Origin of the sequence: Xenorhabdus budapestensis (genome assembly GCF_017743015.1) — a bacterium.
In the GTDB taxonomy this organism is placed as follows: Bacteria; Pseudomonadota; Gammaproteobacteria; order Enterobacterales; family Enterobacteriaceae; genus Xenorhabdus; species Xenorhabdus budapestensis.
This window is the reverse complement of sequence record NZ_CP072455.1, coordinates 2,956,531-2,980,117: the sequence shown is the minus strand read 5'-3', so window position 1 is coordinate 2,980,117 and position 23,587 is coordinate 2,956,531. Positions and strand designations below refer to the sequence as shown.

Sequence of the window (23,587 nt, the reverse complement as noted above, 5' to 3'; positions counted from 1 at the left end):
GAGGGTTACCCCGGTGAGTTGTAGTGAGTATTTGTCTGGTCTAATTTGAAAAACCTAACACCTTGAGTTTTATCTTCTTCTGCAATGGCTTTTTTTATTCTTTTTAGGGAAATTCTGGAAATCAGTTCGGGTATTGACTCCTTGGTACAATACGCTGTTGCGCCCGCATTTTTTGAGACAGGCTCAGGCAATTGAACCAATATAAACTTTCTTCTGCCGCCATCTTTCTTGTTTTGTTTTAACACCGCATGGCCTGTAGAACCACTTCCCGCAAAAAAATCAAGAATGATATCTTCGCTATTCGTGACCTTCATTAAGTGTTCAATTAATCCTGTCGGCTTTGGGTAATCAAAAACAGATGAACCGAGAAGGGCTTCAACCTCTTTACTTCCTTGCTTCGTGGTAAAACCGGTTATTATTGTTTTTGGATGTTCGGTGCCGCGCTTTTTAACATACTGAAGAACACCATTAGGCTTGAAGAAGAACTCAATAACCTGCTGTCCTTTAGAGTCAAAAGTGTCATTTCCTGACAGCCAGTTTTCGATTTGGCTCTTCATTGTCCAACCCGCTTTTAGCGTGACTTCGCGGGCTAAAAATCCGTTCTTACATTCAAATATACCGGCAGTCACTTCAACGACTTCTTTGTTTCCAAAGACAGGGGGAAACGTTTTATTTTCACCCAAGAACTTAATCCCGGCAGGGAAGGTTATTTCTGACGCCGGATTTTTGACGCTAACCCTTTTTATTGCGCGATCAGAAACTGAGTTATCATCTCCCTTATAAACAATATGGGGTAACTGAGATATGTCTTTTGCATAGGCCAAGATATATTCGTGTTCTCGGGTAAAAATTGATGCTGAGGTTCTTCCACTCTTCCAGATAAATCTTTCAACGAAATTATCTTCACCGAATATTTCATTGCACAAATAAGACAAGTTAACCACTTCATGATCATCTATCGATATAAATATAATTCCATCATCGGATAATAAATTTCTGGCTAATTTCAATCTGGGGTACATCATATTTAGCCAATTGTCATGGAAGCTATCTTTATAAATAAAATCCTTACCTGTGTTATAGGGCGGATCGATATAAATCATCTTCACTTTCTTATGATAGGACTTTTGCAATAACTTAAGCACTTCAAGGTTGTCACCCTCAATAAACAGGTTCTCTGTGGTATCCCAGTTCACACTGTCTGCTTTACAAGGGCGTAAGGTTCCTGTCGAAGGCGTTTGCGCAATTTGACGTGCACGAGTCTTACCCTGCCATGTGAAGCTGTAGCGTTCGTCGCTATCGTCAATCGCCTCACCAGGCACCGCCTTCAAAGTATCAAAGTCAGTCTTCCCCTCAGAGAAAACTTCCGGGAACAATTGTTTGAGCGGGTCTATATTTTTTTGAGTGGTATCCGTGCTCTTGGACTCAGGATAGTCCAGGGTGATTTTTTTAATTGTCATGTTCTTATCATAAACAGCGATTCAATTGATGTTGTTTTTGTTCCTGAGATACCACTAACGACCTCACGCGACCACATGCAGTTAAAATCATCGGGTGCTGTATATTCACTCACAAACACAGTGCAGCGATTCGATAATTCACGAACCCAATCCCAGAACTCAGCCGTATTAAAGGTGTCGCGATATTGCCGAGTATTCGCATAAGGCGGATCGCAATAGACGACTGCACCATCGGGTATATTCAGCGCTTTGTAATCACTGCATAATAATTGCACGCCAGCCAGATCACGTATCTGTCGCTGAATATTGCTGACAGCCTCTGATTGATAATCACGAAAACCTCCGGATTTGATCTGCGTGACTCCCGCGTACCCGTCGAACCACTTACCCGAATAACTACAATTAAACCCGGCCCATCCAGTTAAGTGAGGAATGTCGGTTTTGTTATTCTTTATCGCGTAATACTGCTCTCGTGATATTTGCTCCGGGGGTTGCCAGCCAGATAACAAGGCGCTCCACATTTCCATCAGGTATTCATGTTTATCCGCAGCAATAACCGGGCCAGCATGTTTGGTGTTGATATAACTCACCATGTTCATCCCGCCTGCAAATGGCTCAACATAAACAGCATCTGTCGTTAAGTGCTCCAGAATGAAGGGGGCAATATGTTTCGCGATACGGGATTTACTCCCCATGTATTTCACCGTTCCGCCTCCCTCTCTCTCTTGGTGCAGCCAGAAAACAAAAAGGCCACGCCATGCGCAGCCTTGGGATCAATTGTTAGGTATTCCCTAACCTATTGAGTTAGTTATGATATCGTATAGTTTTATCTGGATAATATTTCGGAAAAAGATAAGCATTGCTCTGTAGATAATTTAAATGTCACTATTTTATTTCCCATATGTGACACCTGTATTTCCTTACCTCCACTACCGTCAGATATGATATTCAGTTCATAAATCGATGGCTTACAAAGTGTAATTCCATCTTCTTTTAAAATCGTCTTATTCACGAGGTTACTCATGGGAATACTCTCCGAGTTAAATAATCTGTTATTAGTAATCACAAAAAAAAGGCCACCTGAGCGACCTTCGATATAATTTGGTGGAACCTCTCGGAATCGAACCGAGTCCTGATGCTCTTCAGGCATCCGCGCGAACCCTCTACGCCAAAGTTCCAGATATGAAAAAGCCCCGCGAGTGCGAGGCTTTTTTAATTCGATAAGCTGTGTGACATTGCTATCACTCTTATCACAATATACCGACTTTTGTAATTACGCAACTCTATTAACGATTTCTTTTTGTACACATTTGTCCAGTTCCAGAACCACATCAGAAACGGCCAGCACTCCTTCAATAAACCCCTCGGCAGCCTGTAACCGTTTTGCCACTTCGTTGTGGGAAATGCCTAATTTAGTCCCCATTGCCCTTAATGGTGAGGCCTTAATGTAGTGCAATACGATCAACTGGTAGGAATACGGATTATGCTTTTTCAACCGCAGAACGGCGGCATCAATAGCGAACCCATCATCATCACAGCATTGTACACGGGTCTTGCGGGTACTGGGGGTCAGTCCCTTGAATCCGGCGGCAATGGGCGCCCAATCAACCGCACTGTTACCTTCACTGGCCCACGCCCCCCAGCGTTCCATGACTAATTGAATATCACGCATTATGCTACCTCCCGCACCCGCAGTTCCTTGAGCTTCTGTCTGTACTCCTCCTTGATGACCTTGCACTCCTCAATCGTCCATCGGTGCCGATCATGACTGGATTCGATGGCATCCACCGCTGCCTGACCGATGCGCCGAATTAACTCAACCCGATACGGAACGATATTCCCGGATTTATGCTGATTACAGACAATGCACTGACGATGAATATTCCGTTCATCAAATCTCAATTGTGGTGCTGCCGGTGTTGTCCGGTAATGGCCCGCATCCCATTGAGAAGACACAAACGTGCCACAAGAGACGCACGGTAAATCGCGGTCTCGCTCTCTGATATAGGTATTTACGGCTCGTTGGGCTTGTTGTATCCAGTAACTGCGGGGCTTTACTACTAGGTGTCTGGCTTTGAGTTTATCGCGGGCTGCTACTTCTTTTTGTCGTCGTTCTCGTTCTAGTTTCTGTCTGGCTTTTTCGTATTTCTTATCTTGCAGTCGCATTCCTAATTCTGCGCCATGTTCCGGGCTGCACCACCATACATGGTCATATTTTGGATGGAACCACACCCGACAGATTTCACATTTTCGCCGTACCTGTTTTTTCATTACCTACATTCTCCGTGTATTTTTCAAACCAGAATACAATTGGCGCAGCATCCAGCTTCAATATGCCGAGCCGCTGGCCTGTTCTCAGGCATTGCGTTCTGTTAATTGAATTTTGTAATTGTCTGGTGATCACTCGTCTGAATGTTTCGATATCTGCACTGTGTTTATAAATATTGCAGCTGCGACAGGCTGGCATCATATTTTCAATAGTGTCATTTTCTGGATAGTGACATTGATCATTGCCGTACCTCATAATGGGTTCTGCATGATCAGCGTGCCAGCCCCGCTCTGGTAATTCATGTCCACAGTACGAACACCGACCACCGAATTTTTCCTTAATAACAACTCGCTGCTTTTTGGTTAATTTCACCCTATCCCCCTAACGCCAGTCCCATAATCATGGTTACTGTTATCCAAAAGAGTGTGAATGTGATGTATTTCACTGCTTCCTTCTTCTTCCCATCCAGTTTTTAGCTGCCATATCACCCTTTTCTAAGCGGCAAAACCATTCACCATAGACAATGACCTTTTGCGCCCAATTGACGGATTTTTTACTACCTATTAATCCAGCGAAAGCAATCACAAGACCGCCAATAAAAACCCGCAATCGCATGAAGCTAATGGAATCGTTAATTTCTGGATATTTCACTGCTCCTGCCTCCACTTGAGTTAAACCCTGTGACCGTAATAGTTCAGCGTGTAGCGTTTCTCTGTGAGTTTTACGCCCTGATATACAGCCCATGCCTGTGAATAATCAATTAAGCTGCTCATGCGTCTTACACTCATTCTGGCGGTGCTTTCCCTTGCCAGCGGCACCAGTTCACCTTCCAGCCCTGCGATTAACTGCCCCTCTTTTCCGGTGGCTTTGGCGTGACCAGAGACGAAAATACATTTCCATTCCGGTGTGTTCCACGTACTACCAGCCCACTCAATACCCTGTTGAGAGACGTCACCACATAACGCATGGAACTTGTCGTTCTGCGGTAGTGTTCGGCCTGAGTCTGATAGGGTGACTTGAATGGGGAATTCGTCGTTGAGGGGTAAGTTATTGAGAGTGGTTATCAGGTTTTTGAGTATGTGCGCATTTCTAAGCAGAAAGACCTGCTTTTCCATCTACCCCTCTCTTTTATTCCATAGCTTGATTGCTTCCGTATGAGCCTCGCCGACATCATCGAACCATCCAATCTTAGGACCACTGGCATCACAACTATAACAATCAACCCACGCTATATAATTCTTATCATCAAAATCAAAACGATGATCATCGCCTAAATTATCACTGCCACAAAACGGACACGGTTTTATTTCTACGCTCATGCTTCCACCCTCCGACAAACAAAATTACTCAGCTCCACTTTCTCCACGCCGATATCTCCGTTCAAATTCCTGCGCCTCGGTGAGACCATATTCACACATTCTTTCTTGGTGAGTTTCTTATTGGAGTTCCTGACCCAGTTAACAGGTAAACCACCGGCTTTAGTGATGGTGGCTGTGATTTGGTATTTCATTTTGCCTCCTGAGTTTTCTTGATATCGTTTTCCAAGAATTGCAATTGTGTTTTTGCGCCTCTGAGCCTCACTTTTGTGTTTTTTTCTTCTTTCAGTAAATTGTCACAGGCTGCTCTCAGTTCATCCCGCCGTTGGTATAGCTTCTCAATCTCCCGTACAACTAGCTCACCCCCACGCGCACGTTCCAGCATGTAATCGAACGCATCGACATTGCAGCCGCACTGATTGCATGTGATAACACGATATTGTTCGTCAACTGTTATTGATGGGTGTTTACAACGGGATTGTTCAGGTGTTTTAGGAGTAACTGAGGTGCTAATGCTGGGTTTGCTATCATCGCCAAATTTAAGAGTGATAATGTTATCTGTCATCGTCATTTGCCCTCTGGTTCCAGACCTTAGTCATTTCGCACGTTGCGAAATTGATTTCAAGAGTGCCGGCGTCTTGATAATAAAAAATCGGACATGATTTACACAGAATGAATACGTGATGGTGATCCCTGTTTTTTTCTACATAAAATTCAACATCGGAGCCACAAAACGGACACGGCTTGAGTTCGTCTGTCATACCCCCTCCACCAGCTCATCAGGAACCTCAACCTCGGCACCCAACTGAGCAGCCACTACAGCGCGGCAGATGGCGATTTGTGGAGTTTGACCGTCCAGATAATCATCAGATACATAATTGCAGTTAGCAGACCAAAAGAGCACGCAATCTAGTAATTCATTAACCAATTCAATGCTAAATTTCTCAATCAATGGCCCGCATTCACTCCAATCAGTAGAATATTCAGGGGTAAGCTGTGGCATCCCAATTAAAGAGTTAATATCAAATCCATCAGCAACTCCAACCGCCCAGTCCAACGCCTTACCCGTCAGTTCACTTGTTTTGATTTTCATTTCAAAAATCCTTATTAATTTATGATTTAAGCCCAGATTCGTATGGGTACATTTTGATGAATTTATAAAGTGGGGCGCAGCTCCAAAATCCATCAGATCTACCTAATTGCTCGTAATAAACGCTATATCCTTTAGATGTTTTTTTTATTCTCCTGACTACAACCGCTTTATCTGGGGTACTATCAATTTTCGGGTAGAACGCTTTAAGTTCAATATCCATTAAGTCACTGGAAGTGATGCAGGAGGCAACAACTGATGAGTATTTACTTGTTTTTATTTTCATTACTTACCCTTTCGAAATAATTAGTTATCACAAATCTATAAACTCTATTGAATAACTGATTTGAAATCTTGTTTAATTGATTAAAAGGTAAAGTGAGAAACGCAATTAAAGAGAGGGGAACTAAAATGAAAGTGGCTATTGATATTCGAATTAGTGCGTTCCTTGCTCCTTTTTTTGCTTTTTTCATCTCAAAAGTCCTTCTGGTGGGGTTATTTAATTTGGCGACGGTAACTTTGCCAGTTGAAATTAATTACAGTTGGGGTTCCCATTCTGAGGCGATCAATAACTCGCTCACCCAAAACTACAGCCAGTTGCTCAAAATCTAAATTCGTCAGCACGCCAACAGGTTTTTTATTCGCCAGACGGCGATCTACCACCTGAAATATAATTAAATCTTCATTCAGGTTATTACGCTGCACACCGACATCATCAAGCACCAGTAAATCAACGGCACACAGATCATCGACCAATGCTGACTCATTGGTTTTTGCGTCTTTCTGGTAGGTTTCACGTACCCGCATCATTAGGTCAGGTAGTGTGGCGATCAGGATACTTTTTCCGTTCTGGATGATGTAATTACCAATAGCGGCGGCGAGATGGTTTTTCCCTGTACCGGGGTTGCCACTGAAAATAAACCCGCCAAATGAATTACCAAAACTCTCAGCATAGTGATGTGCTTTTGCCAATGCTTTTTGCTGCTCTGGCGTGGTTGCGACGTAGTTATCAAACGTACAATTTTGATGTAACGGGCTGATACCAGAACGCCCCATGATTCTGTTCAATCGGTTAACTCGGTTTTCCTCCGCAATACGCTTTGAATCAATCTCACCCTGTTCACGATGCCATGCCATCAGTTCTTCAGGATTCGTGAATTTGGGCTTGATATGCTTCGGCACCATCCGGTGAAAACGGGCCAGTGTTTTCATGCTCATCAAAAGTCCTCCGATATAAACTGTTCTGTACGAACAGGTTGAGTAATACGGTTACTTGCATGGAGCTTATGGCGACTGGATTGTTGGCTATTCTGGTAATTCAGTTTCTGGCTGGCTGTGATAAACCAGTTCTTCGGCATCTCAGCCTGAAATTCAATATCCAGACGTTGCAGTTGAGTGTCCAGATCGATGTGAGGGTAAATCTTTTTCCAGTTGTCATAGTCTTTTTGACTGAGTTTTATTACCTCACCCCTGAACGAATATTTATTTTCCCCACGAGGAGCTTTAGCGACTTTCGCTATTGTTTTTATAGGTTCACTGACTGGTTCAAAAGAGTGACTGGTTCTGGGTGTAATTTTTATACTAGGGGGTGGTGTAACAGTTACACTAGGGTGGTGTAATTTTTTCACCACCTCTGGTGCAGAATTTTCACTAGGGGGTGTAATTTTTACACCATCTAAATTCAACCTATAAAAATTGGATGAATTCCCTTTTTCCCCGCTTCTGTATATTTTTGTTACAAGCCCCATTTTGCAAAGGGCTTTAATTTGATTAATCGCTGTAGTACGAGACATTTCAGACTGATCAGCGATATGTTGGTAAGAAGGAAAGCACTCGCCTTTGTCATTGGCATTATCAGCTAACTTGATAAGTACCATTTTTCTTGCAGTACTTCCGACTTTTATCTGCATGGCCTTAGCCATTAAAATCATGCTCATTTTTCTTATTCCTTGATTGTGACCGCAACCGGGGTTTTTCTTTTTATCTCGTCTCACTGGTGCCGAACCATCATTCGATTTATTCTTGGTTTTCCACAACTAAGAACCGAAGGAGGTTCGACATGTCCGATCAAAAAGAAGCTGTTGCTTTTTTCTGCTACAAAGACGAATCGCAGTACAATGAGTTCTTAAATATCTTCACTGATTCACAAAAATTACCCGCGACTTTCGAGCGATGGAAACATTTCAATGAAAAAGGCATTCATGAGATGGAAAGCGAGGGCGTGATTCCTATTCGTGTGTATCCCGAGAGTACAATCATCTTCATCGATTTTTGCAGGATTCATGGGAAGGAACTCGATGCCAAGGGTCGTATACATTTCGCGAATACTAGGGCGAGAGAGTATCTCCGCAGCCGTTGACATCTTTATCGGGGAAACAATCAACATTTCCATTTCCCCGTCATAACTGATTGACACTTTTTCTATTGTCTCTTTCATACGTAAAATTCCTAAAGTGAAATTTCGTTTAATAAATAAACAAAAATATCAACTATCCTGAGATAGATGATGATTAATACGACCGAGCTTCTTGATGAGTACGCCTTTACGGGGTGTGATATTGTTCCTGCATTTCCCGATTGCCTGAGTTCCTACTCGGCGCTATTTCGATTTGCTAGGGTTCATCAATAGCTTGTCGTGAGGGTAGATTGTTAAAGAGCAATAAATCAGGCGGCAGACTCGCCAAATAGTTCAGATAAATCAGGTCGTAATTGATGTGCTGGAATTACTCCATTTGTTGCACGCTCAATGCGAATGGCATTTGTGGCAGATGGTTTTCTATGTCCATGTAACCAAGCCCAAACTGAAGGTTGTTTAACGTTACATATGTCAGCCAGTGCTTTCTGGCTGCCAACCATGCCAATAGCCTTTTCGATCAATTTATTTGTCATAAATAACCTCAGCTTTTGGAATACGCAAAATAATAGCTAAAGATATTTTAAAAGTAAACCTTTGGTTATTTGACGATGTATAGCCTAAGCTATAAATTGTGCAATTATGAACAAAATGACATTTGCAGAACGGCTAAAACTAGCCATGAAAGAACGTGGGTTTACTCAGGCTTCACTCGCTGAGGCTGTTGGCATGTCCCAACCTAGCATTTGGAAGCTGACATCTGGTAAGGCTAGTAGATCTCGTCATACAGTTGAAATTGCGAAGACCCTAATGGTTGACCCGGGGTGGTTAGCAACCGGCAGTGGATCAATGATGACTAACGCAGAAGAACAAACAAATAATGATGAATACACGTCACAAAATAATAAAGTAATAAAACAATTCAATAGCAAAAGAACCTTGCGCTCTTATAAAGTTGATTTATTGGATATTCAAGCGAGCGCGGGGCCTGGTGTAATGGTGAATTCTGAGTTTATTGAAACTATATGCTCTATTGAGTATACCGACGACGAAGCTAGAAGGATATTTGGTGGAATACCCGCTGAGTCGATAAGAATACTAACCGTCAATGGAGACTCAATGTCTGGGACATTTGAGCCAAAAGATCAAATTTTTGTAGATATAACAAAGAATTACTTTGATGGTGATGGTATATATATTTTTATATTAGAGAGCGAGCTTTTTATTAAAAGATTGCAGCGCCAGTATAAAAAACTGGCAATAATATCTGATAATCAAAAATACGAAACTTGGTATCTTAGTGAAGAGGAGGCTCAAGGATTATTTATACAAGGAAAGGTAATGGTAAGCCAATCAATAAATTACAGATATCACGGCTAGAACCCTACAGAATTAACCGAGTAGCCCCGAAAGGGGCTTTTTTATACCCAAAAATCCGACACATATCACATATCTAGATTCCAATAAAAAAATTTTACTTTACTTATCAATCAATTAATACATTCCTCTATTTTTTTATAACCTAAGCTATTTACATTAAAAATAACTTTAGCTATATTACTCCCATCAAAAGGCACACAGCCGAAAGATAAAAGCAGTAACCGCTCTTTAACAATATGAACCCCACGACAGGCAACTGACGAGCCCCTAGCAAACTGAAATAGCGCCGGGAATTATTCTTAGGCAATCGGGGTATGCAAAACCAGCTCCGTAAAGGCGTACTTGTCATGATGTGATGTCGTGTTATTAACCAAAAGGAAAACTAAATCATGCTTTAGCAAAGCGGATAGACCGCGAACGTTTAGCGTTAATGCTGCGGTAGTGACGTAGCCCCGAGTCCCCACGTAGGGAGCCAGAAGCAGGTCGAACTGCACACACGCTGGTTAGGGTTAATGAGGAAAAAGGTGTGCCGGTAGAGCAGCAAGAAAGCCAGTCTTGCATCGGTTATGGCTGGAAGAATGCACTCAAGGGCATGAGCGCGACCACTGCGAGAGTGTGGTTCAAAGTGCAGTTGGCTTTGAGGTGTGGTGATAATCGCCATAGCATCAAAGCCAATTAACGGGAGGAGTTTTATGTACGAAAATTACAAATATGGGAATTTCGATAAACTGGAAAGCGCAATTGATGATGCTCTCAATGACGTTCTTAATCAGGCGCGGAAGCAACGAAAAGAAGCATTCTGGTCTAACCGTGAACCCAAACAACGCATGACCAAACAGGAACGCGACACTGTTGACGCATTAACCAGCTTCATTACGACAGTTAGCAGCGCTCCATCTAAAAAACCAGTTTCAACCAAAACCAAATCCCGCCGTCGTCAGGAGTCGGGGAATATTACAGCGAGGGGGTGAGTATGGAATTAAAAATCAATCGTGGAACGTTGTTGGCGGTTCTGGAATGCCGTTCGTCAATAAAAAACCCGCGCCCTTATTTATGTGGTATTTGTTTTCGTCAGAATGGGCGGATAGTGGCAACTGACGGTCATATACTGGCATATGCCAGACATGAAAATGAAATTGATCGCGATCTAATATTATCTGTCGGTAAATTACCAACGCGGAATTTTGAGTATGCCGAATTCGATACCGGGCAGGGGATAGTGAGATTGTTTGATAAACAAAATAATCTCATCGGTGCAACACATTGTAGTGAGATTGACGGCACATACCCAAACATCGACCGGGTAATTCAGGAGGCAGAATCAGCAGAAAATAACGGGGTTTTCGAAATAGCGTTTGCGACTCGTTATTTATTAAAATTGGAACGGATGACAAAATATATAAATCCTACTAACCCTGTCATCAAAATAAAAACCACCACGGCAACCAGCGCGGCACTATGCAATATTTCTAATTCAACGGGTGAATCAGTGAGCGTGATGATTATGCCGGTACGTATTTAAAGTTCATTTCCGAGTGAGCTGTGCTAAGGATTTTGGCAGTAACCAAGCAAGATCCTGAACGATGGACTATGTGATTCACCATGATGAGAAGTAACGAACTTAACTCTTTTCAATTGACTGCTTTAAGTAGACTTTTTTCCGCTTCCGTCTTCAACGAGATAGCGAAAAGAGGGCAGTCTCCTATGTTTGCTCGTTCTCTCCGAGAGACCGAGCTTTTTGACCATGAAGATACACTTGGGATTACCGTTGGTGAGGCCTTCAATGAGGCATTTGCCTTACTTAGACAAACTGGCTTGCGGAATGAGTATGTTTATCGTTCTGCCCTCACACACAATCTTTTGCTCGGAAAGCATTCATTAAGAACTGCCTGTATGCTTAATGAATTCAGAATCGGTCCTTGCAAAGCTGATCTCATCATACTGAACAGAACTGGAACTGTTTACGAAATAAAATCCGAAAGAGATTCCTTAAGCCGTCTACAAAACCAAATAACAAACTACCGTAAAGCATTTGGGAAAATCTATGTGATAGCTGGTTCAGAACATATAGATGATGTGCTGAAAACAACAGAATCTACTATTGGGGTATTGAGTTTAACCCGATGGAATAGAATATCTACTATAAGAGAAGCTGTAGAAGTCTTAGACTTTATATGCCCTGTAACAATCTTTGAGTCATTAAGGATTAATGAGGCGAAAATTATTGCTTCTGATTTAGGTATAAAAATTCCCGACTTACCTAATACTCAAATGCATGGTTTCCTGAAAGAAGTATTTAGCGGTTTACCCCCTCTTTCTGTATACAATTTAATGCTTAAAACTTTAAAGGAAAGCAGAAGTCTACTTTCTTTAAGAGAGCTTATTCTCAACTTACCAAAGTCTTTGCAACCAGCAGCACTTTCTATTCAGCTTCGCTTTAAGGATCATGAGCGATTAATTAATACTATGCAAGTTCCTCTTAATGAGGCATTGTTATGGGAGTAACAAACTATGTATTATCCTTATTTCCGTGGGAAATAATTTGAACTGTTGGCTATTAGAGATACTGCAAATGAAGACGTTACGGTATTTGAATTTATTGATCACGGGGATACCTCATCATTAACATGTGACGATGAAGAATCATTATTATTTTCTCTCGACAAGACCGAGGAAATTATCAATGTAATTCGAAGGGAAATCGAGAAAAATAATTAACACCAGCCTCGCCAATGCGGGGCTTTTTATTACCTGAATAGAGGAAAGATTATGGAGTGGATTAAGCTCAGCGACAATAGGCCTCCATATGGTAAATATTTGGTACTGTATCGAAATTCATCAAAAGAATACAACCACTCAGTAGTGACATTCTGTGGTGTTACTAGAAGTATTTATAGCGATGAGCTCATTGATACATGGTACGTAACCCCCGGTGGAGGTGCGCAATTATATGAACCGGAAATTAGTTATTGGATGCCACTACCCCAACCACCGACAGGAGAATAACAATGAGCGATAAAGAAGTGTTGCAAATAAACATTATCAAGACTGATATTGGCAAATGTTTTATTACTGATTGTAATGTTAACAGTGGTTATAATTTTGAATATCATAAAACACAAATAGATAAACTTCTATTTGATGGTCACCAACCTAAAAAATCATTTTATAAAAATTGGTTTGAAATCCCAACATATCCAGAAAGAGTTGAAAAAATTGTTACAGGTGAAATAAAAAATAGACGTTTTAAATTAATTGATAAGGAATTACAAAGCTCAAAATTACCTTTAGAAATACCTTATCATCAAAAAGATGAAATTGAAGAAAAAATATTACATTCTCTTTACTCTTTATATTGGGACAAAATCCCTGATTATTCAACACCCATTGATGTAATTTTTAATTTAGTTTTCGAAGTCAACAGTTTCAAAGATGCTCCTGAATTCAATTATCCAGCAGTTAAGAAATGGGATTATGAAGATAGACAATATAAAATTACAAATATGAATGTCAGACATTCCCTAATAGATTGTCTTATTCTTCCAAAACCATTGAGGGCTAACAGTCCTTGTGACATTTCTTCAAAAGAAATGTATGATCTTGTTCGTCAACACGTTAAGGATAATATAAATTCAAAGCTTGCTAGAATAACTAGTGATTATGATTTCTGTTTTGAAGTTGTAAAGATAGTACCTTTACTAGAACCTCATACATACTCTTATCGCGATGTTTTTGCCAGAACTAAAAAACAAAGACAGAAACTGCATTTCAAGACAGCAAAATCAAAAGAAATATCTATTTACGAAATGACTCACGAACAACAGAATTACAAGGGTTACACAGCCATCAAGGGTTTCTCTGCAAATAATGAGTGGGAACTAAAAGAAATGATTGATAATTTCTTATCAGAGTTGATGAGCACTATTCATGCACCTATTGAACAGTGTTCTCATTGCAATGGAACTGGTTATCGAGAAAAATAATTAACACCAGCCTCGCCAATGCGGGGCTTTTTATTACCTGAATAAAGGAAAGATTATGGAGTGGATTAAATGTTCTGACAGGTTGCCAGAGATAGATAAAATAGTTTTAGGGTATGAATTCTTAAATTATAACAACACGTACAGATGCAGTCTATATGGAAGGGTTGATGATGGTGAGTTTTGGTATTGGGGGAAGGTTAATCAATTCGATGAAATAGAAGTAGATGATGAGTATGACGTCCAATTCTGGATGCCACTACCCCAACCACCGACAGGAGAATAACAATGGCTAAACACATTCACGCAGATTTAATTACTGAGTACGCTAGATTGTCTCATATTACCGATAAGCCTTGGGAACATTTCGAAGTTAATTATGGTGGGAAAGATTGGAATACTTTAGAATCTGAATGTGGTTTTGATCGTGTATTTGGATACCGTTTAAAACCCCGCACTATCAGAATCGGGGAATATGATGTACCCGAGCCAGTAAGAGTAGAACCAGAAATAAATACTAAATATTTCAGTCCTAGTATATTAAGTCCTTCTGTGTTGTTCGTATCATTTGAATGGTCAGGTGATTTTTATGATTCTATTGCTCTTAATAGAGGAATGGTTCACTTAGAAAAAGAATCCGCCGAACTCCACGCCAAGGCGCTTATTTCTCTGACTAAACAAAAATGATTCCCGATAGTTTCTATTACTACTCACTCTTATTTCTAGCCGTCATATTCACTCTACTTATTGCCAGATAATTAATTATGCAAATCAACAGACGTCTTCTATGTCAGGCGCAAGAACTGGCAGGGATGGCTTGTCATCTGCGTTGTGAAGACGTCTGGTGGCTGGCTATGGAAATACTTAAGCGCAGCTATGGGAGGTAATGATGAAGTTACTAGCCTCAAAAGTTTTAGTTCAACAATATTGTCATGGATTAAATGAAATTGAATTTCCAGAAGGGGTAAGACGTATTGATAGCCCAATCGAAAAAATACTTGATGTCAGTCAATGGTCAATGCCTGAGGTAGTTCAATATTTCATGGATCGGGACTTAATGGATAGTTTCATGGAAGAACTGGAAAAAGTACAACAGAGGGTAGCATGAGACATTTAGGTAGCAACCCTTACCTCAGGGATGAACTGAAACGGGAAAAAGCAGAAGAAAAAGCTGCTTATAAGGATGCCATTGATGAATGGTTAGATAGACAGGCGAATGACCGCTTAGGGAAATTACCAGATAACACATTATCAGATGAGGTTAACTCTTTATTAGAAATGGCTGGCGATAAACGGTCTGAATTAATGAATGCACATCGCGAATGGTTGTTTGATGTGTGCCGAGCCGCAGAGGAGAAAATGATATGACGCCCGGCATCTATTACGACATATCCAATGAGGACTATCACAAGGGCGCGGGAGTGAGTAAGTCGCAGTTGGACACGATAGCCAAAGATGCTGCGTTGTTAGATTGGGACAGGGACGCCCCAGTAGATGAGGAAAAAATGTCCGCTTTGGATATGGGGACGGCGCTTCATTGCCTGTTATTAGAGCCGGATGAATTTAATAACAGATTTATAAAAGCACCTCAGTTCAACCGCCGCACTAACTCAGGGAAAAAAGCAGAAATGGAATTTCTAGGGGAGTGTAAAAAAACAGGGAAAACGGTAATGGATTATGAGCAACACCGCAAATTACAACTAATGCGGGATAGTGTCATGGCTCATCCAGGGGGAAGAAAGGTACTGGAATGTGACGGAGTTTGTGAATCATCGATTTATTGGAATGACACTGAAACTGGCGAATTATGCAGGATACGACCAGATAAGCTGATACCTGATAACAATCTCATTGTTGATGTTAAAAAAGTTTCTGATATAAGCCGATTTCCTACCCACATAGAAGAATTTCGCTATCACGTTCAGGATGCCATGTATAGCGAAGGATATCGACAACACACCGGAATCATTCCCAGATTTTGCTTTCTGGCAGTCAGTGAGTCCATTGATTGTGGCAAGTATCCGGTTCGTTTGTTTGTATTGGAACAATACGACAGGGAGGTTGGTTTTGACCTATTTAGGCGAGATTTGAATAAATATCACGAGTGCCGAACCAGTGGTAATTTTGGTTTGGGTTTCGAAGTCATTCAACGCCCTGAATGGGCAAGGAGAAGAGATGAGTAACGTCATTAATCCATTTAGTTCTAACGCACCGCAAGCGCAGCCCACACAGGGAATGGTATCCGTTGAACAACAACGCGCAATACAGGAAGTTCAGGCCGCAATGGTAATTGCCAAAAAATTTCCACGTGACCCCATTATTGCTATGGACAAAATACTACAGGCGTGTACTCGGCCCACTCTGGCGGAGAGCGCACTGTACTCGTTTTCACGTGGTGGCGCAGAGGTTACAGGACCTAGTATTAGATTGGCCGAGGCGGTGGCTCAAAACTGGGGGAATATTCAGTTTGGCATTCGCGAACTGGAACAAAAAATCGGTGAGTCAACCGTTGAGGCGTTCGCGTGGGATATTGAGACGAACACTCGGCAAGTTAAAACATTCACCGTTCCTCACATCCGTTTCACTCGTAATGGCAAAAAGAAATTGGAAGATCCCCGCGATATCTATGAATTAGTGGCTAACCAAGGCTCAAGACGATTACGGGCGTGCATTCTCAGCATTATACCCGGTGATGTCATTGAAGCAGCAGTAAATCAGTGCGATGTCACACTCAAAAGCAATGCCGATACATCACCCGAAGCCATAAAGAAAATGGTTGAGGTGTTCAAAACGGAATTTGGCGTAACCAGTGAACAAATCCAAAAGCGCATTCAGTGCCGTGTTGAAGCGATGCGTCCTGCTCAAATGGTGCAGATGAAGAAAATTTACGCCTCTCTGCGTGACGGCATGTCAGGTGTAGATGATTGGTTCGAAAAACCAGAAACTACACAGAATCAGGTTGATAAGCTGAACAGCATGGGAGATGCAACCAATGACCGAGACCGAGTCACCGAGTAAATATTTCGAAGGCAATCCAAATTAATCTCAGGAAATGACAATGACAAACGAAATGAGTTTTGACGATTGGTATCAGGCGTTGGTAGATATCGCATTTGAGAATAATGGTCACGTTGCAGATATTGATGCCTGGCGACCAGAATATGATGCAGGGAAAACGCCATTAGATGCGTGGCTAGGCGAATGGTCCCCCTCTATTAACCAATCCAAATAGGAATATCTAATGGACATGTACATCACCATACGAACCAACCGCGTAGGATCGGATACAGAGCTACCCCTCGGTTATACAGAGATCGACTGGGAACAAATGTCAGAAGATGAGCAGGCAAATATCATCACTGATGTCATCATAGAAAACCTTTCGCACGCAATCCACGCCAAAATCTACGCCAAATAACCAACATCTAACCCACCCCATTAACTAACGCTACCTCAGTGGCGGGAGGAGTATTGTGTCTGAAAAAATAGTTCCTGACTCAAAGGAGGCTGTTCATGCAATACACACCATGGAACCCCAACCCCAAAGCAATACAGCGGGTCAATGATCAACTGCCAATCCCGACTAAATGTCACTACTGTCACGGATTGGTCACCATAGCCCATCACGAAGAAGTGTTTGGGCGTATCCATAATAACAACAAATGGCCCTGGTTATATCTGTGTACCTCATGCGGTGCGCGAGTCGGTATGCACCCTTACACCGATATCCCATTGGGCTATTTGGCAGATAAGCAGACACGTATAGCAAGGAAAGACAGTAAGGAAAAATTTGAACGAATGCGACAAATCATAAACTGGGAACGCGCGGATGCGTACCGATGGTTAGCATGGCAACTGGGTATCAGTTTCAACAAGTGCCACTTCGGCTGGTTCGATATTGAAATGTGCGAGAAGGCAGCGAATATATGCAGGGGGATTAAATGAGTAATTATTGTGTAAATTGCGGAACTAATAAACGCGGCAGTAAATATTGCCCCGGCTGTCAGGAAGAGGCCTATATCTATAACGAACAATATTTGCAGCGTGAAGAAGATTATCATATAGAGTTCAGCGATGAATTTATGGATAAGCTTAAATATCAAGAACAAGAAGCTGATAGATTAGCAGTTAAAATTAAACATACAGGAGATGATAATGACTGATTCAGATTTATGTAGAGAAGAATTTGAAAAATTTATGATTGAAGAATTCAAATATACAATTGATACATTAGGTAAACATGACGATGGTACATATTGGAATATTCCAGCTCAAAATTACTATGAGGCATTCCAAGCAGGATGGAACGAAAGTCTGGAAAATATTATCAAGCTGCAATCGAAACTTGCCGAATATGAAAGCATGTTCGCAATAAGGCTATACCCACATCCAAACAAATAACGAGAATATAGCTATGAGACAAGTCCAAGCAATGACAACTTTAGTCTTAATTGATGGAGTAACTTATCAAATAGTGTTACCAAAAAATATTATTGCACTAAAAGCCAAACAAGCATTAATGATGGCTCAAGAGTTTGGTGGTGGCATTATTCCATGTGATTTTGCAAATATTAAACCTATGGAGGCTGATGGATTGCCATTCAATTTAAGTAGCAACAAGGATATGGAGAATGAAAGCTGACTTCGGAGGTAGTAACACTCCACCCGAATTTAAAGATTTATGGCAAACTCCCCTCCCGTTATTTAAAGCACTCGACCTTGAATTTAGATTTACCCTTGATGCGGCTGCATCTGCTCAAAACACCCTGTGCGCACATTATCTCACGGAACGAGATAATGCACTGGAGTCTGACTGGATAAGTCTCGGTGCTATTTGGTGTAATCCGCCTTATTCCAATATTAGGCCGTGGATAGAGAAAGCCGCTATCGAATGCCAAAAGCAATTACAACCAGTTGTGATGTTAGTTCCTTCTGATTTCTCTGTGGGCTGGTTTAAGTTAGCGCTGGAGACAGTTGATGAGATCAGGTTAATTACGGGAGGGAGAATTTCATTTATTCCAGCGGAACAGAAAATAATAGGCAAGAGTAATACAAAAGGCTCCAAGATTTTAATTTGGAGACCGTTCATTACTCCACGCAAATTAATAACCACTGTCGATAAAGAACACCTATTCAATATAGGCAATAACGAAATAAGGAAAATAGCGTGAAAGTAACAATTGATATGACCAAACCGGAAGTACGCGAATATGTTAACAGTGATTATCCTGTCCCGGAATCTGAATACCAAGAACTCATCCGTGGTGACATCAAAACTATTCTGAAGCGATGGGGATTTCAGGGAATAAAACCGGAAGACGTCACTGTCAATATCCATGACTAACGAATTCGAGAACGCAAGGAGGAAGGTGGCAAGGGATTACACACAGCGAATCGTTCACCGCATGAGACAAAACTTTTACATTCACGAGGGCGTCTGCCCTCATCTGCCACCCGCACCCAAAGTGGCAGGCGTGAAGATAACACCCGTGAAGAATAACAAAAGCGTAAAACGAGGAAAAAAACAATGATCAGCATCGATAACGCACAGAATGAAATTGGGTTGCCCGGTCACATTGATGATGGGCGTGAGTGGACAGAGTGGTTATTGAAGAAGGCGGATGAGTCAGGTGTGAGCAATAAAAATGAAATAACAATGGGGATAGATGAACTACTCGAGAATGAAAAAGCACTACATATTGTAGCTAAATCCCTTGGGTACTCAAAGAAGCAATTTATTGAAGAATTATGCAGAGCACAATCGGAGGGGCTTCAATATATTAAATTTGAATATGACGAGGTGAGCAATGATCAATAACTCATTCCACCTGACACAAATCATCGCCTCGGTCTGGGGCGATCCTGCTGATATCACCCATGCAGTCTGGCAGGCTGGATACCGTAAGCCAGAACGGAAGGAAGAAGAAATTGCTGCACTGGTTATCGACGTAATGAATGGAGTGCCTGATCAGATACCCTACAACGAAAGACCAAAGAATTTGGAGGATATTCTCACTACAGAGCTGAACAGCATTATTTTTGATGCGACATGGGAAGGAAAAGCAACGCCGGCTAAAGTGGCCAAGGTGATTTTGGGGAAAGGGTATCGGAAAGGGGATAAATAATGAGTCAATCACCTTATATCAAAACAAAGGAACTGGCAGACCGATATGATGTAAAGCCGCATACGATAAGATTGTGGTGCGGTAATGGGAAGCAAAAGCGAGAAGGCTTCCCAAAACCCAAATTTAAATCTGACCAGCTTAACTTCCTTCGGCAAGATATTTTTGACTGGGAGAACGGGAAACAATTTTAGTCAGCTTTTCCCACCAGAGTTCGTATGCCTCTCTCTGTTCGCTTAGGTAGGTGTGCTTATCGTACACCTGCCATACTCCGGGTAATTTATGTCCTACCATAATTTCAGCCACATGCGGTGCGGTTAATTCAGATACACCAGTCCGCATAGTTCTACGCAGATCGTGAATTGACCAATGCTCACAATCAGGTGAATAAAGGGCCATTTTTTTATTAAGAGCTTCTACCATGTTGCAATGTGTTCCTTGTGTTAGAGGTTCCCCTCGGCGCACAGTAAACAGATATTCACTCTCATGATTTAATTTTTTCGCCTGCTCAATCAATTCTTTTGCTGCCGGGATAATCGGCCTGATGATAGGCTTCTTGGATTTTCTGCCTGTTTTGTGATTTAAGGGTGGAACAACCCAAATATCTTTTTCATAATCAAAATCATTAACTTTAGCTTTTAGCAGTTCACCAATGCGGCACCCAAACAAAAGGCACAGTTTTATTATTAACGCGTTTCGCGGGTTATAATCAGGCGCATTGATAACATTAAAGAGAAGCACCAGCTCTTCTTCGTCTAATGCCCTTTCGCTCATATCAGCATTTAAACCAATATCAGTTTTAGTGTCTTTTCCTCCGAGATCACCTGTTATTACGTCAGATAATGGAGTGAGACTGGTCATTCCTCGCCTGACAGCCCACCGATGCGCAGTCTTAGAATAAATCAAGATGCGAGCACCAATTGAGCGCGCTTGTTTGGTAACGTCTTCAATTAAGGAAAGCCAAACATGCAATGTCACCTCATCATGAGGCAGCTTGCCGATTTTAGGGAAAACGTAAATTTCGAAAGATCGCAATATCTCATCCGCTTTAACTTTTGAACCCCGCATTGTCTTTTCCCACCACTCACGAAGCAGCCCCTCTACAGTAACCGCACTTAAGGCAGACTCTTTACGAACACGCTTAACTATCTTAGGATTACGGAGTTGTTCCAATTCCCCACGATAGAAAAGCACTGAGTCACGGGCATCTTTTAGGCTCGTTGCCGGGTAGGTTCCTATGTCAATCCGATCCCCCTTGCCGTTCCAGCGATATCTAAATTGGAATATGATTTTTCCTTTAGGCGTGACACGGACAGATAAGCCATCCCTGTCTGATTTAGTCGTGATTTTTTCTTGGGGCTTACCACTGGCAGAGCGGAGCCATGAGTCGGTAATTGCCATATCATTTTTCCTCAAAAAAATAACATAGCTTTAATGTAGTTCATGTACACCGTAATGTACATTTTTTTCATGACACTAAATGAATCGCTGTGACTATTTATGATTAAGGAAAGCAAAAAATAAATTAAATTATGATATAAATCAAATAATTAATTTAAAATAGATGACTATACTTGATCATCAATGATTAAAAATGATTGAGTAAATGTATTCCCAGCATAAATGATGATAAATTCTATTTATTAGTTTCAGAAGATGATAATGGTGATATTAAAGGCTTCTGCATTGCACGAGAAAATAAAACACCGCCATTTAACTGCCTGATACCGAGAAATTATGGCTATATTATTGATTTAGTTGTCAGTCAGGATGTCAGAGTATTGGTCAGCAATTATTAACAGAAATGAAAAGGTGGGCGAAGGAAAATAATTACATCCATTTGGAACTAAATGTTTTATCAGAAAATGTTGCAGCGACGAAATTTTATGAAAGGGAAGGTTACAAAGAAATTAGCAAATTAATGGCTATTACATTGTGATTCAGGGAGAGCAGATGCAAGTGATGATCGATAAATCGTATCAAAATAAGAATCAGTAGTTTTTCTATGCAATTATTGCTGAATGAAATGAAACAACAAACAGATTGCCACAAAATATCTGTTTGTTATGATGAAATGAGTGAGCGACACCGTAAATTCTACCAGCATTTTGGCTTTACTAAAGTGGGTTGTTTTGATGAGTATGAGGAAATGTTAGCGTAACTCATTGTAAAAAATAAGTTTAGCTACTCATCAAAGGGAGAAAATATTTCCCATATGATTAACGTTGTTAACGGATGTTATAGGTAAATTAATAATTCTGGAGCTTGCTAAAAGAATATTTGTCTGCCAGAATTTAAAATAAATATGGCAGTAAGTTTATTTGGTGTATCCTCAATCTCGTTAAATAAAAATATGATAAACCTCCAAACTTCTGTGGTGAAATAATGAAAATAGGGAAACACTTTAGTAATAGTTTTATTCTTAAATTACTATTGTTTATTATGATTGCCGGTTTGGGATTGAGAGTACCGATATCTTATATCCCACCTATGTCACAGGAAATCATCGACGATTTAAAAATAAGCCATTCCACGTTCGGTTTGTTAACATCGCTGTCACCCTTGTGTTTTTTTCTATTCTCTCCCTTAACTCCTTATTTTGAAAGTAAAATAGGTTTATATAAAACCTTATTGATGACATTTATCGTTGCTATTGTTGCTTATTTTTTAAGGTTGAATAGCTCTCTGATATTACTGTTGACTTCTACAGTAATGTTTGGGTTTGCCATCGGACTGGGAAATATTGCATTACCTTCATTCTTTAAAAGTTTGGGGAGTAGCAGGGTTGCTCTTTTATCATCATGTTATACGGCTTCTCTGTATTTGGGGCCAGCAATGGCAACGGGCCTTACTTTACCGGTTAAGCATATTTTCGGGTTTTCCTGGAACGGAGTATCCTGGATTTGGATCTTGATCCCGATATTTTCGTTACTCTTGATTTTGTTGTTTTCTGATAAAAAATCCCGGGCCTCAGACAGTAGCCCACATTCTCCCGGTAATTATGATGATAAACCCGATAAAGTCATTAACCCGTGGGTAAGTATTCCATGTTGGGTTATGGCTGTTTATTTTTCTATTTTATCACTTAATTTTTATATCATAACTGCCTGGTTCCCCGAAATTATCAGTTCTTATGGTTTAGGCCAGACTGAAGCGGCATCCTATGCGGCTTTGTTCTCACTGATTGCGATACCTTTTGCAACATTAACGGCATTTTATATCTATAAGATAAAAAGACAGGAAATTATGTTCATCATTAACCCAATTATTGGTATGTTGGGGATTGTACTATTCGTTTATGGTCAGAAGAGTTTAATTCCTGTTGCAGTTATGATCATGGGAATCGGTGCTGGTATCTGTACAGGCGTTGCATTTTTACTGCCGTTGTTGCGTTTCAATCATACCGCCAATGTTACAAGAGCAAACTCGATGATACAGTCAATTGGCTATTTGATTGCGTTTTGTGGCCCGGTTGTTTCTGGTTATATTCATGATTTAACTTCCTCATGGAGTATCGTTATGTGGATGCTTTTCATTATTCTGGCGATACAAGGGATCTTGGGGATAGTAATTGGAAAAAATGAAAAGCTTGATGCTAAATAGTATCAAACAGGGTA

The 23,587-nt window shown here is 41.0% G+C and carries 45 protein-coding genes and 1 tRNA gene; 28 read left to right on the top strand and 18 right to left on the bottom strand.

What is annotated here, in order from left to right:
* Positions 1-5: 5 nt before the first annotated feature.
* From HGO23_RS12920 to HGO23_RS12845, 16 genes are all read right to left on the bottom strand, one after another.
* On the bottom strand, positions 6-1,460 hold the full coding sequence (locus tag HGO23_RS12920) for a site-specific DNA-methyltransferase (RefSeq protein ID WP_209026907.1): 1,455 nt from the start codon (positions 1,458-1,460) through the stop codon (positions 6-8).
* Complete coding sequence (locus HGO23_RS12915) at positions 1,457-2,155, bottom strand: DNA adenine methylase (RefSeq protein ID WP_244967962.1); 699 nt, start codon at positions 2,153-2,155, stop codon at positions 1,457-1,459. Before HGO23_RS12915 ends, HGO23_RS12920 begins: the two co-directional genes overlap by 4 nt.
* A gap of 407 nt (positions 2,156-2,562) precedes the next feature.
* A tRNA-Phe gene (locus HGO23_RS12910) sits at positions 2,563-2,638 on the bottom strand.
* A 95-nt stretch (positions 2,639-2,733) separates the two neighbouring features.
* Positions 2,734-3,132 carry an antiterminator Q family protein gene (locus HGO23_RS12905; protein ID WP_209026905.1) on the bottom strand — a complete coding sequence of 133 codons (399 nt, stop codon included), beginning with the start codon at positions 3,130-3,132 and terminating at the stop codon, positions 2,734-2,736.
* The gene (locus tag HGO23_RS12900) at positions 3,132-3,731 is read right to left on the bottom strand and encodes a recombination protein NinG (RefSeq protein ID WP_209026904.1); all 600 of its coding nucleotides are present in this window, start codon (positions 3,729-3,731) and stop codon (positions 3,132-3,134) included. Before HGO23_RS12900 ends, HGO23_RS12905 begins: the two co-directional genes overlap by 1 nt.
* Positions 3,703-4,101 carry an HNH endonuclease gene (locus tag HGO23_RS12895; protein ID WP_209026903.1) on the bottom strand — a complete coding sequence of 133 codons (399 nt, stop codon included), beginning with the start codon at positions 4,099-4,101 and terminating at the stop codon, positions 3,703-3,705. The genes HGO23_RS12900 and HGO23_RS12895 overlap by 29 nt, the downstream gene beginning before the upstream one ends.
* A gap of 69 nt (positions 4,102-4,170) precedes the next feature.
* Positions 4,171-4,380 carry a hypothetical protein gene (locus HGO23_RS12890; protein WP_209026902.1) on the bottom strand — a complete coding sequence of 70 codons (210 nt, stop codon included), beginning with the start codon at positions 4,378-4,380 and terminating at the stop codon, positions 4,171-4,173.
* A 20-nt stretch (positions 4,381-4,400) separates the two neighbouring features.
* Complete coding sequence (locus HGO23_RS12885; protein WP_209026901.1) at positions 4,401-4,844, bottom strand: recombination protein NinB; 444 nt, start codon at positions 4,842-4,844, stop codon at positions 4,401-4,403.
* Entirely contained in the window at positions 4,845-5,048 is a 204-nt protein-coding gene (locus tag HGO23_RS12880; protein WP_209026898.1) for a Lar family restriction alleviation protein, read from the bottom strand.
* Complete coding sequence (locus HGO23_RS12875) at positions 5,045-5,239, bottom strand: DUF1187 family protein (protein WP_209026896.1); 195 nt, start codon at positions 5,237-5,239, stop codon at positions 5,045-5,047. The genes HGO23_RS12880 and HGO23_RS12875 overlap by 4 nt, the downstream gene beginning before the upstream one ends.
* Positions 5,236-5,610, bottom strand: a complete 375-nt coding sequence (locus HGO23_RS12870; RefSeq protein ID WP_244967806.1) for a hypothetical protein — start codon at positions 5,608-5,610, stop codon at positions 5,236-5,238. The genes HGO23_RS12875 and HGO23_RS12870 overlap by 4 nt, the downstream gene beginning before the upstream one ends.
* Entirely contained in the window at positions 5,600-5,806 is a 207-nt protein-coding gene (locus HGO23_RS20070) for a Lar family restriction alleviation protein (RefSeq protein WP_209026892.1), read from the bottom strand. Before HGO23_RS20070 ends, HGO23_RS12870 begins: the two co-directional genes overlap by 11 nt.
* Entirely contained in the window at positions 5,803-6,138 is a 336-nt protein-coding gene (locus HGO23_RS12860) for a phage protein NinX family protein (RefSeq protein WP_209026891.1), read from the bottom strand. The genes HGO23_RS20070 and HGO23_RS12860 overlap by 4 nt, the downstream gene beginning before the upstream one ends.
* A gap of 19 nt (positions 6,139-6,157) precedes the next feature.
* Positions 6,158-6,421, bottom strand: coding sequence for a hypothetical protein (locus HGO23_RS12855; protein WP_209026890.1), 264 nt, complete (start codon positions 6,419-6,421; stop codon positions 6,158-6,160).
* Positions 6,422-6,630: 209 nt separating this feature from the next.
* A complete protein-coding gene (locus HGO23_RS12850) occupies positions 6,631-7,353 on the bottom strand; it encodes an ATP-binding protein (protein WP_342355487.1) in 723 nt (240 codons plus the stop codon).
* On the bottom strand, positions 7,353-8,129 hold the full coding sequence (locus HGO23_RS12845; RefSeq protein ID WP_244967805.1) for a helix-turn-helix domain-containing protein: 777 nt from the start codon (positions 8,127-8,129) through the stop codon (positions 7,353-7,355). The genes HGO23_RS12850 and HGO23_RS12845 overlap by 1 nt, the downstream gene beginning before the upstream one ends.
* Positions 8,130-8,194: 65 nt before the next feature.
* On the opposite strand from HGO23_RS12845, the gene HGO23_RS12840 reads away from it, so the two are divergent.
* Positions 8,195-8,494, top strand: a complete 300-nt coding sequence (locus HGO23_RS12840; protein WP_209026889.1) for a hypothetical protein — start codon at positions 8,195-8,197, stop codon at positions 8,492-8,494.
* Positions 8,495-8,799: 305 nt separating this feature from the next.
* Here the strand turns inward: HGO23_RS12840 and HGO23_RS12835 are convergent, their stop codons facing one another.
* Positions 8,800-9,024 carry a transcriptional regulator gene (locus HGO23_RS12835; protein WP_209026888.1) on the bottom strand — a complete coding sequence of 75 codons (225 nt, stop codon included), beginning with the start codon at positions 9,022-9,024 and terminating at the stop codon, positions 8,800-8,802.
* Positions 9,025-9,130: 106 nt separating this feature from the next.
* Between HGO23_RS12835 and HGO23_RS12830 the strand changes: the two genes are divergently transcribed.
* The 23 genes from HGO23_RS12830 to HGO23_RS12725 all read left to right on the top strand — a co-directional run bounded on the left by HGO23_RS12830 (position 9,131) and on the right by HGO23_RS12725 (position 19,973).
* Positions 9,131-9,868 (top strand): XRE family transcriptional regulator, encoded by a 738-nt coding sequence (locus tag HGO23_RS12830; RefSeq protein ID WP_342355486.1) that lies wholly within the window; start codon positions 9,131-9,133, stop codon positions 9,866-9,868.
* A gap of 692 nt (positions 9,869-10,560) precedes the next feature.
* Complete coding sequence (locus HGO23_RS12825; RefSeq protein WP_209026887.1) at positions 10,561-10,839, top strand: hypothetical protein; 279 nt, start codon at positions 10,561-10,563, stop codon at positions 10,837-10,839.
* Between the two features lie 2 nt (positions 10,840-10,841).
* Positions 10,842-11,390: a hypothetical protein gene (locus HGO23_RS12820; RefSeq protein ID WP_209026886.1), complete on the top strand. Its 549-nt coding sequence runs from the start codon at positions 10,842-10,844 to the stop codon at positions 11,388-11,390.
* A gap of 182 nt (positions 11,391-11,572) precedes the next feature.
* A complete protein-coding gene (locus HGO23_RS12815) occupies positions 11,573-12,373 on the top strand; it encodes a sce7726 family protein (RefSeq protein WP_244967804.1) in 801 nt (266 codons plus the stop codon).
* A 264-nt stretch (positions 12,374-12,637) separates the two neighbouring features.
* The gene (locus HGO23_RS12810; RefSeq protein WP_209026882.1) at positions 12,638-12,874 is read left to right on the top strand and encodes a DUF551 domain-containing protein; all 237 of its coding nucleotides are present in this window, start codon (positions 12,638-12,640) and stop codon (positions 12,872-12,874) included.
* A 2-nt stretch (positions 12,875-12,876) separates the two neighbouring features.
* A complete protein-coding gene (locus tag HGO23_RS12805; protein WP_209026881.1) occupies positions 12,877-13,851 on the top strand; it encodes a hypothetical protein in 975 nt (324 codons plus the stop codon).
* Positions 13,852-13,906: 55 nt separating this feature from the next.
* Positions 13,907-14,134, top strand: coding sequence for a DUF551 domain-containing protein (locus tag HGO23_RS12800; protein ID WP_209026879.1), 228 nt, complete (start codon positions 13,907-13,909; stop codon positions 14,132-14,134).
* A gap of 2 nt (positions 14,135-14,136) precedes the next feature.
* Positions 14,137-14,535: a hypothetical protein gene (locus HGO23_RS12795; RefSeq protein ID WP_209026877.1), complete on the top strand. Its 399-nt coding sequence runs from the start codon at positions 14,137-14,139 to the stop codon at positions 14,533-14,535.
* Between the two features lie 77 nt (positions 14,536-14,612).
* Complete coding sequence (locus HGO23_RS19955; protein ID WP_280529520.1) at positions 14,613-14,735, top strand: hypothetical protein; 123 nt, start codon at positions 14,613-14,615, stop codon at positions 14,733-14,735.
* A gap of 2 nt (positions 14,736-14,737) precedes the next feature.
* Positions 14,738-14,956: a hypothetical protein gene (locus HGO23_RS12790; protein WP_209026876.1), complete on the top strand. Its 219-nt coding sequence runs from the start codon at positions 14,738-14,740 to the stop codon at positions 14,954-14,956.
* Positions 14,953-15,216 (top strand): hypothetical protein, encoded by a 264-nt coding sequence (locus HGO23_RS12785; protein ID WP_209026875.1) that lies wholly within the window; start codon positions 14,953-14,955, stop codon positions 15,214-15,216. Before HGO23_RS12790 ends, HGO23_RS12785 begins: the two co-directional genes overlap by 4 nt.
* On the top strand, positions 15,213-16,031 hold the full coding sequence (locus HGO23_RS12780) for a PD-(D/E)XK nuclease-like domain-containing protein (RefSeq protein ID WP_209026874.1): 819 nt from the start codon (positions 15,213-15,215) through the stop codon (positions 16,029-16,031). The genes HGO23_RS12785 and HGO23_RS12780 overlap by 4 nt, the downstream gene beginning before the upstream one ends.
* Positions 16,024-16,866: a hypothetical protein gene (locus tag HGO23_RS12775; protein ID WP_209026873.1), complete on the top strand. Its 843-nt coding sequence runs from the start codon at positions 16,024-16,026 to the stop codon at positions 16,864-16,866. The genes HGO23_RS12780 and HGO23_RS12775 overlap by 8 nt, the downstream gene beginning before the upstream one ends.
* A gap of 40 nt (positions 16,867-16,906) precedes the next feature.
* Positions 16,907-17,080 (top strand): hypothetical protein, encoded by a 174-nt coding sequence (locus HGO23_RS12770; RefSeq protein WP_209026872.1) that lies wholly within the window; start codon positions 16,907-16,909, stop codon positions 17,078-17,080.
* A 9-nt stretch (positions 17,081-17,089) separates the two neighbouring features.
* Positions 17,090-17,266, top strand: coding sequence for a DUF7167 family protein (locus HGO23_RS12765; RefSeq protein WP_209028841.1), 177 nt, complete (start codon positions 17,090-17,092; stop codon positions 17,264-17,266).
* Between the two features lie 95 nt (positions 17,267-17,361).
* A complete protein-coding gene (locus tag HGO23_RS12760; protein WP_209026871.1) occupies positions 17,362-17,793 on the top strand; it encodes a zinc-finger-containing protein in 432 nt (143 codons plus the stop codon).
* A complete protein-coding gene (locus HGO23_RS12755; protein WP_209026870.1) occupies positions 17,790-18,011 on the top strand; it encodes a hypothetical protein in 222 nt (73 codons plus the stop codon). The genes HGO23_RS12760 and HGO23_RS12755 overlap by 4 nt, the downstream gene beginning before the upstream one ends.
* Complete coding sequence (locus HGO23_RS12750) at positions 18,004-18,249, top strand: hypothetical protein (protein WP_209026869.1); 246 nt, start codon at positions 18,004-18,006, stop codon at positions 18,247-18,249. Before HGO23_RS12755 ends, HGO23_RS12750 begins: the two co-directional genes overlap by 8 nt.
* 13 nt (positions 18,250-18,262) lie before the next feature.
* Positions 18,263-18,490, top strand: coding sequence for a hypothetical protein (locus HGO23_RS12745; protein ID WP_209026867.1), 228 nt, complete (start codon positions 18,263-18,265; stop codon positions 18,488-18,490).
* Positions 18,480-19,019, top strand: a complete 540-nt coding sequence (locus tag HGO23_RS12740) for a phage N-6-adenine-methyltransferase (RefSeq protein WP_209026866.1) — start codon at positions 18,480-18,482, stop codon at positions 19,017-19,019. The genes HGO23_RS12745 and HGO23_RS12740 overlap by 11 nt, the downstream gene beginning before the upstream one ends.
* Positions 19,016-19,192 (top strand): hypothetical protein, encoded by a 177-nt coding sequence (locus HGO23_RS12735; protein ID WP_209026864.1) that lies wholly within the window; start codon positions 19,016-19,018, stop codon positions 19,190-19,192. The genes HGO23_RS12740 and HGO23_RS12735 overlap by 4 nt, the downstream gene beginning before the upstream one ends.
* Positions 19,193-19,375: 183 nt before the next feature.
* Positions 19,376-19,666 (top strand): hypothetical protein, encoded by a 291-nt coding sequence (locus tag HGO23_RS12730; protein ID WP_099134627.1) that lies wholly within the window; start codon positions 19,376-19,378, stop codon positions 19,664-19,666.
* Positions 19,656-19,973, top strand: coding sequence for a hypothetical protein (locus tag HGO23_RS12725; protein ID WP_209026863.1), 318 nt, complete (start codon positions 19,656-19,658; stop codon positions 19,971-19,973). Before HGO23_RS12730 ends, HGO23_RS12725 begins: the two co-directional genes overlap by 11 nt.
* A gap of 138 nt (positions 19,974-20,111) precedes the next feature.
* Here HGO23_RS12725 and HGO23_RS12720 read toward each other — a convergent pair whose 3' ends face one another.
* On the bottom strand, positions 20,112-21,371 hold the full coding sequence (locus HGO23_RS12720; RefSeq protein ID WP_099134630.1) for a tyrosine-type recombinase/integrase: 1,260 nt from the start codon (positions 21,369-21,371) through the stop codon (positions 20,112-20,114).
* Between the two features lie 197 nt (positions 21,372-21,568).
* Here HGO23_RS12720 and HGO23_RS19715 point away from each other — a divergent pair, with 197 nt between their 5' ends.
* The 4 genes from HGO23_RS19715 (at position 21,569) to HGO23_RS12705 (ending at position 23,573) form a co-directional block, all read left to right on the top strand.
* Positions 21,569-21,769, top strand: a complete 201-nt coding sequence (locus HGO23_RS19715) for a hypothetical protein (protein WP_244967803.1) — start codon at positions 21,569-21,571, stop codon at positions 21,767-21,769.
* Positions 21,770-21,774: 5 nt separating this feature from the next.
* Positions 21,775-21,909, top strand: a complete 135-nt coding sequence (locus HGO23_RS19710; RefSeq protein ID WP_244967802.1) for a GNAT family protein — start codon at positions 21,775-21,777, stop codon at positions 21,907-21,909.
* 66 nt (positions 21,910-21,975) lie between these two features.
* Entirely contained in the window at positions 21,976-22,131 is a 156-nt protein-coding gene (locus HGO23_RS12710; RefSeq protein WP_209026861.1) for an N-acetyltransferase, read from the top strand.
* Positions 22,132-22,355: 224 nt separating this feature from the next.
* The gene (locus HGO23_RS12705; protein WP_099134578.1) at positions 22,356-23,573 is read left to right on the top strand and encodes an MFS transporter; all 1,218 of its coding nucleotides are present in this window, start codon (positions 22,356-22,358) and stop codon (positions 23,571-23,573) included.
* Positions 23,574-23,587 lie beyond the last annotated feature (14 nt).

Bases quoted from the DNA above. Each gene is read 5' to 3' on its own strand.
- HGO23_RS12710 (WP_209026861.1), top strand. From the start codon at position 21,976: ATGCAATTATTGCTGAATGAAATGAAACAACAAACAGATTGCCACAAA.
- HGO23_RS12805 (WP_209026881.1), top strand. From the start codon at position 12,877: ATGAGCGATAAAGAAGTGTTGCAAATAAACATTATCAAGACTGATATT.
- HGO23_RS12810 (WP_209026882.1), top strand. From the start codon at position 12,638: ATGGAGTGGATTAAGCTCAGCGACAATAGGCCTCCATATGGTAAATAT.
- HGO23_RS12850 (WP_342355487.1), bottom strand. From the start codon at position 7,353: ATGAGCATGAAAACACTGGCCCGTTTTCACCGGATGGTGCCGAAGCAT.
- HGO23_RS12855 (WP_209026890.1), bottom strand. From the start codon at position 6,421: ATGAAAATAAAAACAAGTAAATACTCATCAGTTGTTGCCTCCTGCATC.
- HGO23_RS12840 (WP_209026889.1), top strand. From the start codon at position 8,195: ATGTCCGATCAAAAAGAAGCTGTTGCTTTTTTCTGCTACAAAGACGAA.
- HGO23_RS12705 (WP_099134578.1), top strand. From the start codon at position 22,356: ATGAAAATAGGGAAACACTTTAGTAATAGTTTTATTCTTAAATTACTA.
- HGO23_RS12920 (WP_209026907.1), bottom strand. From the start codon at position 1,460: ATGACAATTAAAAAAATCACCCTGGACTATCCTGAGTCCAAGAGCACG.
- HGO23_RS12830 (WP_342355486.1), top strand. From the start codon at position 9,131: ATGAACAAAATGACATTTGCAGAACGGCTAAAACTAGCCATGAAAGAA.
- HGO23_RS12915 (WP_244967962.1), bottom strand. From the start codon at position 2,155: ATGGGGAGTAAATCCCGTATCGCGAAACATATTGCCCCCTTCATTCTG.
- HGO23_RS12905 (WP_209026905.1), bottom strand. From the start codon at position 3,132: ATGCGTGATATTCAATTAGTCATGGAACGCTGGGGGGCGTGGGCCAGT.
- HGO23_RS12880 (WP_209026898.1), bottom strand. From the start codon at position 5,048: ATGAGCGTAGAAATAAAACCGTGTCCGTTTTGTGGCAGTGATAATTTA.
- HGO23_RS12795 (WP_209026877.1), top strand. From the start codon at position 14,137: ATGGCTAAACACATTCACGCAGATTTAATTACTGAGTACGCTAGATTG.
- HGO23_RS12725 (WP_209026863.1), top strand. From the start codon at position 19,656: ATGATCAATAACTCATTCCACCTGACACAAATCATCGCCTCGGTCTGG.
- HGO23_RS12800 (WP_209026879.1), top strand. From the start codon at position 13,907: ATGGAGTGGATTAAATGTTCTGACAGGTTGCCAGAGATAGATAAAATA.
- HGO23_RS19710 (WP_244967802.1), top strand. From the start codon at position 21,775: ATGAAAAGGTGGGCGAAGGAAAATAATTACATCCATTTGGAACTAAAT.
- HGO23_RS12745 (WP_209026867.1), top strand. From the start codon at position 18,263: ATGAGACAAGTCCAAGCAATGACAACTTTAGTCTTAATTGATGGAGTA.
- HGO23_RS12860 (WP_209026891.1), bottom strand. From the start codon at position 6,138: ATGAAAATCAAAACAAGTGAACTGACGGGTAAGGCGTTGGACTGGGCG.
- HGO23_RS12900 (WP_209026904.1), bottom strand. From the start codon at position 3,731: ATGAAAAAACAGGTACGGCGAAAATGTGAAATCTGTCGGGTGTGGTTC.
- HGO23_RS19955 (WP_280529520.1), top strand. From the start codon at position 14,613: ATGCAAATCAACAGACGTCTTCTATGTCAGGCGCAAGAACTGGCAGGG.
- HGO23_RS12785 (WP_209026875.1), top strand. From the start codon at position 14,953: ATGAGACATTTAGGTAGCAACCCTTACCTCAGGGATGAACTGAAACGG.
- HGO23_RS12775 (WP_209026873.1), top strand. From the start codon at position 16,024: ATGAGTAACGTCATTAATCCATTTAGTTCTAACGCACCGCAAGCGCAG.
- HGO23_RS12755 (WP_209026870.1), top strand. From the start codon at position 17,790: ATGAGTAATTATTGTGTAAATTGCGGAACTAATAAACGCGGCAGTAAA.
- HGO23_RS12780 (WP_209026874.1), top strand. From the start codon at position 15,213: ATGACGCCCGGCATCTATTACGACATATCCAATGAGGACTATCACAAG.
- HGO23_RS12720 (WP_099134630.1), bottom strand. From the start codon at position 21,371: ATGGCAATTACCGACTCATGGCTCCGCTCTGCCAGTGGTAAGCCCCAA.
- HGO23_RS12765 (WP_209028841.1), top strand. From the start codon at position 17,090: ATGGACATGTACATCACCATACGAACCAACCGCGTAGGATCGGATACA.
- HGO23_RS20070 (WP_209026892.1), bottom strand. From the start codon at position 5,806: ATGACAGACGAACTCAAGCCGTGTCCGTTTTGTGGCTCCGATGTTGAA.
- HGO23_RS12835 (WP_209026888.1), bottom strand. From the start codon at position 9,024: ATGACAAATAAATTGATCGAAAAGGCTATTGGCATGGTTGGCAGCCAG.
- HGO23_RS12815 (WP_244967804.1), top strand. From the start codon at position 11,573: ATGTTTGCTCGTTCTCTCCGAGAGACCGAGCTTTTTGACCATGAAGAT.
- HGO23_RS12750 (WP_209026869.1), top strand. From the start codon at position 18,004: ATGACTGATTCAGATTTATGTAGAGAAGAATTTGAAAAATTTATGATT.
- HGO23_RS12790 (WP_209026876.1), top strand. From the start codon at position 14,738: ATGAAGTTACTAGCCTCAAAAGTTTTAGTTCAACAATATTGTCATGGA.
- HGO23_RS12730 (WP_099134627.1), top strand. From the start codon at position 19,376: ATGATCAGCATCGATAACGCACAGAATGAAATTGGGTTGCCCGGTCAC.
- HGO23_RS12870 (WP_244967806.1), bottom strand. From the start codon at position 5,610: ATGACAGATAACATTATCACTCTTAAATTTGGCGATGATAGCAAACCC.
- HGO23_RS12740 (WP_209026866.1), top strand. From the start codon at position 18,480: ATGAAAGCTGACTTCGGAGGTAGTAACACTCCACCCGAATTTAAAGAT.
- HGO23_RS12875 (WP_209026896.1), bottom strand. From the start codon at position 5,239: ATGAAATACCAAATCACAGCCACCATCACTAAAGCCGGTGGTTTACCT.
- HGO23_RS12820 (WP_209026886.1), top strand. From the start codon at position 10,842: ATGGAATTAAAAATCAATCGTGGAACGTTGTTGGCGGTTCTGGAATGC.
- HGO23_RS12770 (WP_209026872.1), top strand. From the start codon at position 16,907: ATGACAAACGAAATGAGTTTTGACGATTGGTATCAGGCGTTGGTAGAT.
- HGO23_RS12760 (WP_209026871.1), top strand. From the start codon at position 17,362: ATGCAATACACACCATGGAACCCCAACCCCAAAGCAATACAGCGGGTC.
- HGO23_RS12825 (WP_209026887.1), top strand. From the start codon at position 10,561: ATGTACGAAAATTACAAATATGGGAATTTCGATAAACTGGAAAGCGCA.
- HGO23_RS12885 (WP_209026901.1), bottom strand. From the start codon at position 4,844: ATGGAAAAGCAGGTCTTTCTGCTTAGAAATGCGCACATACTCAAAAAC.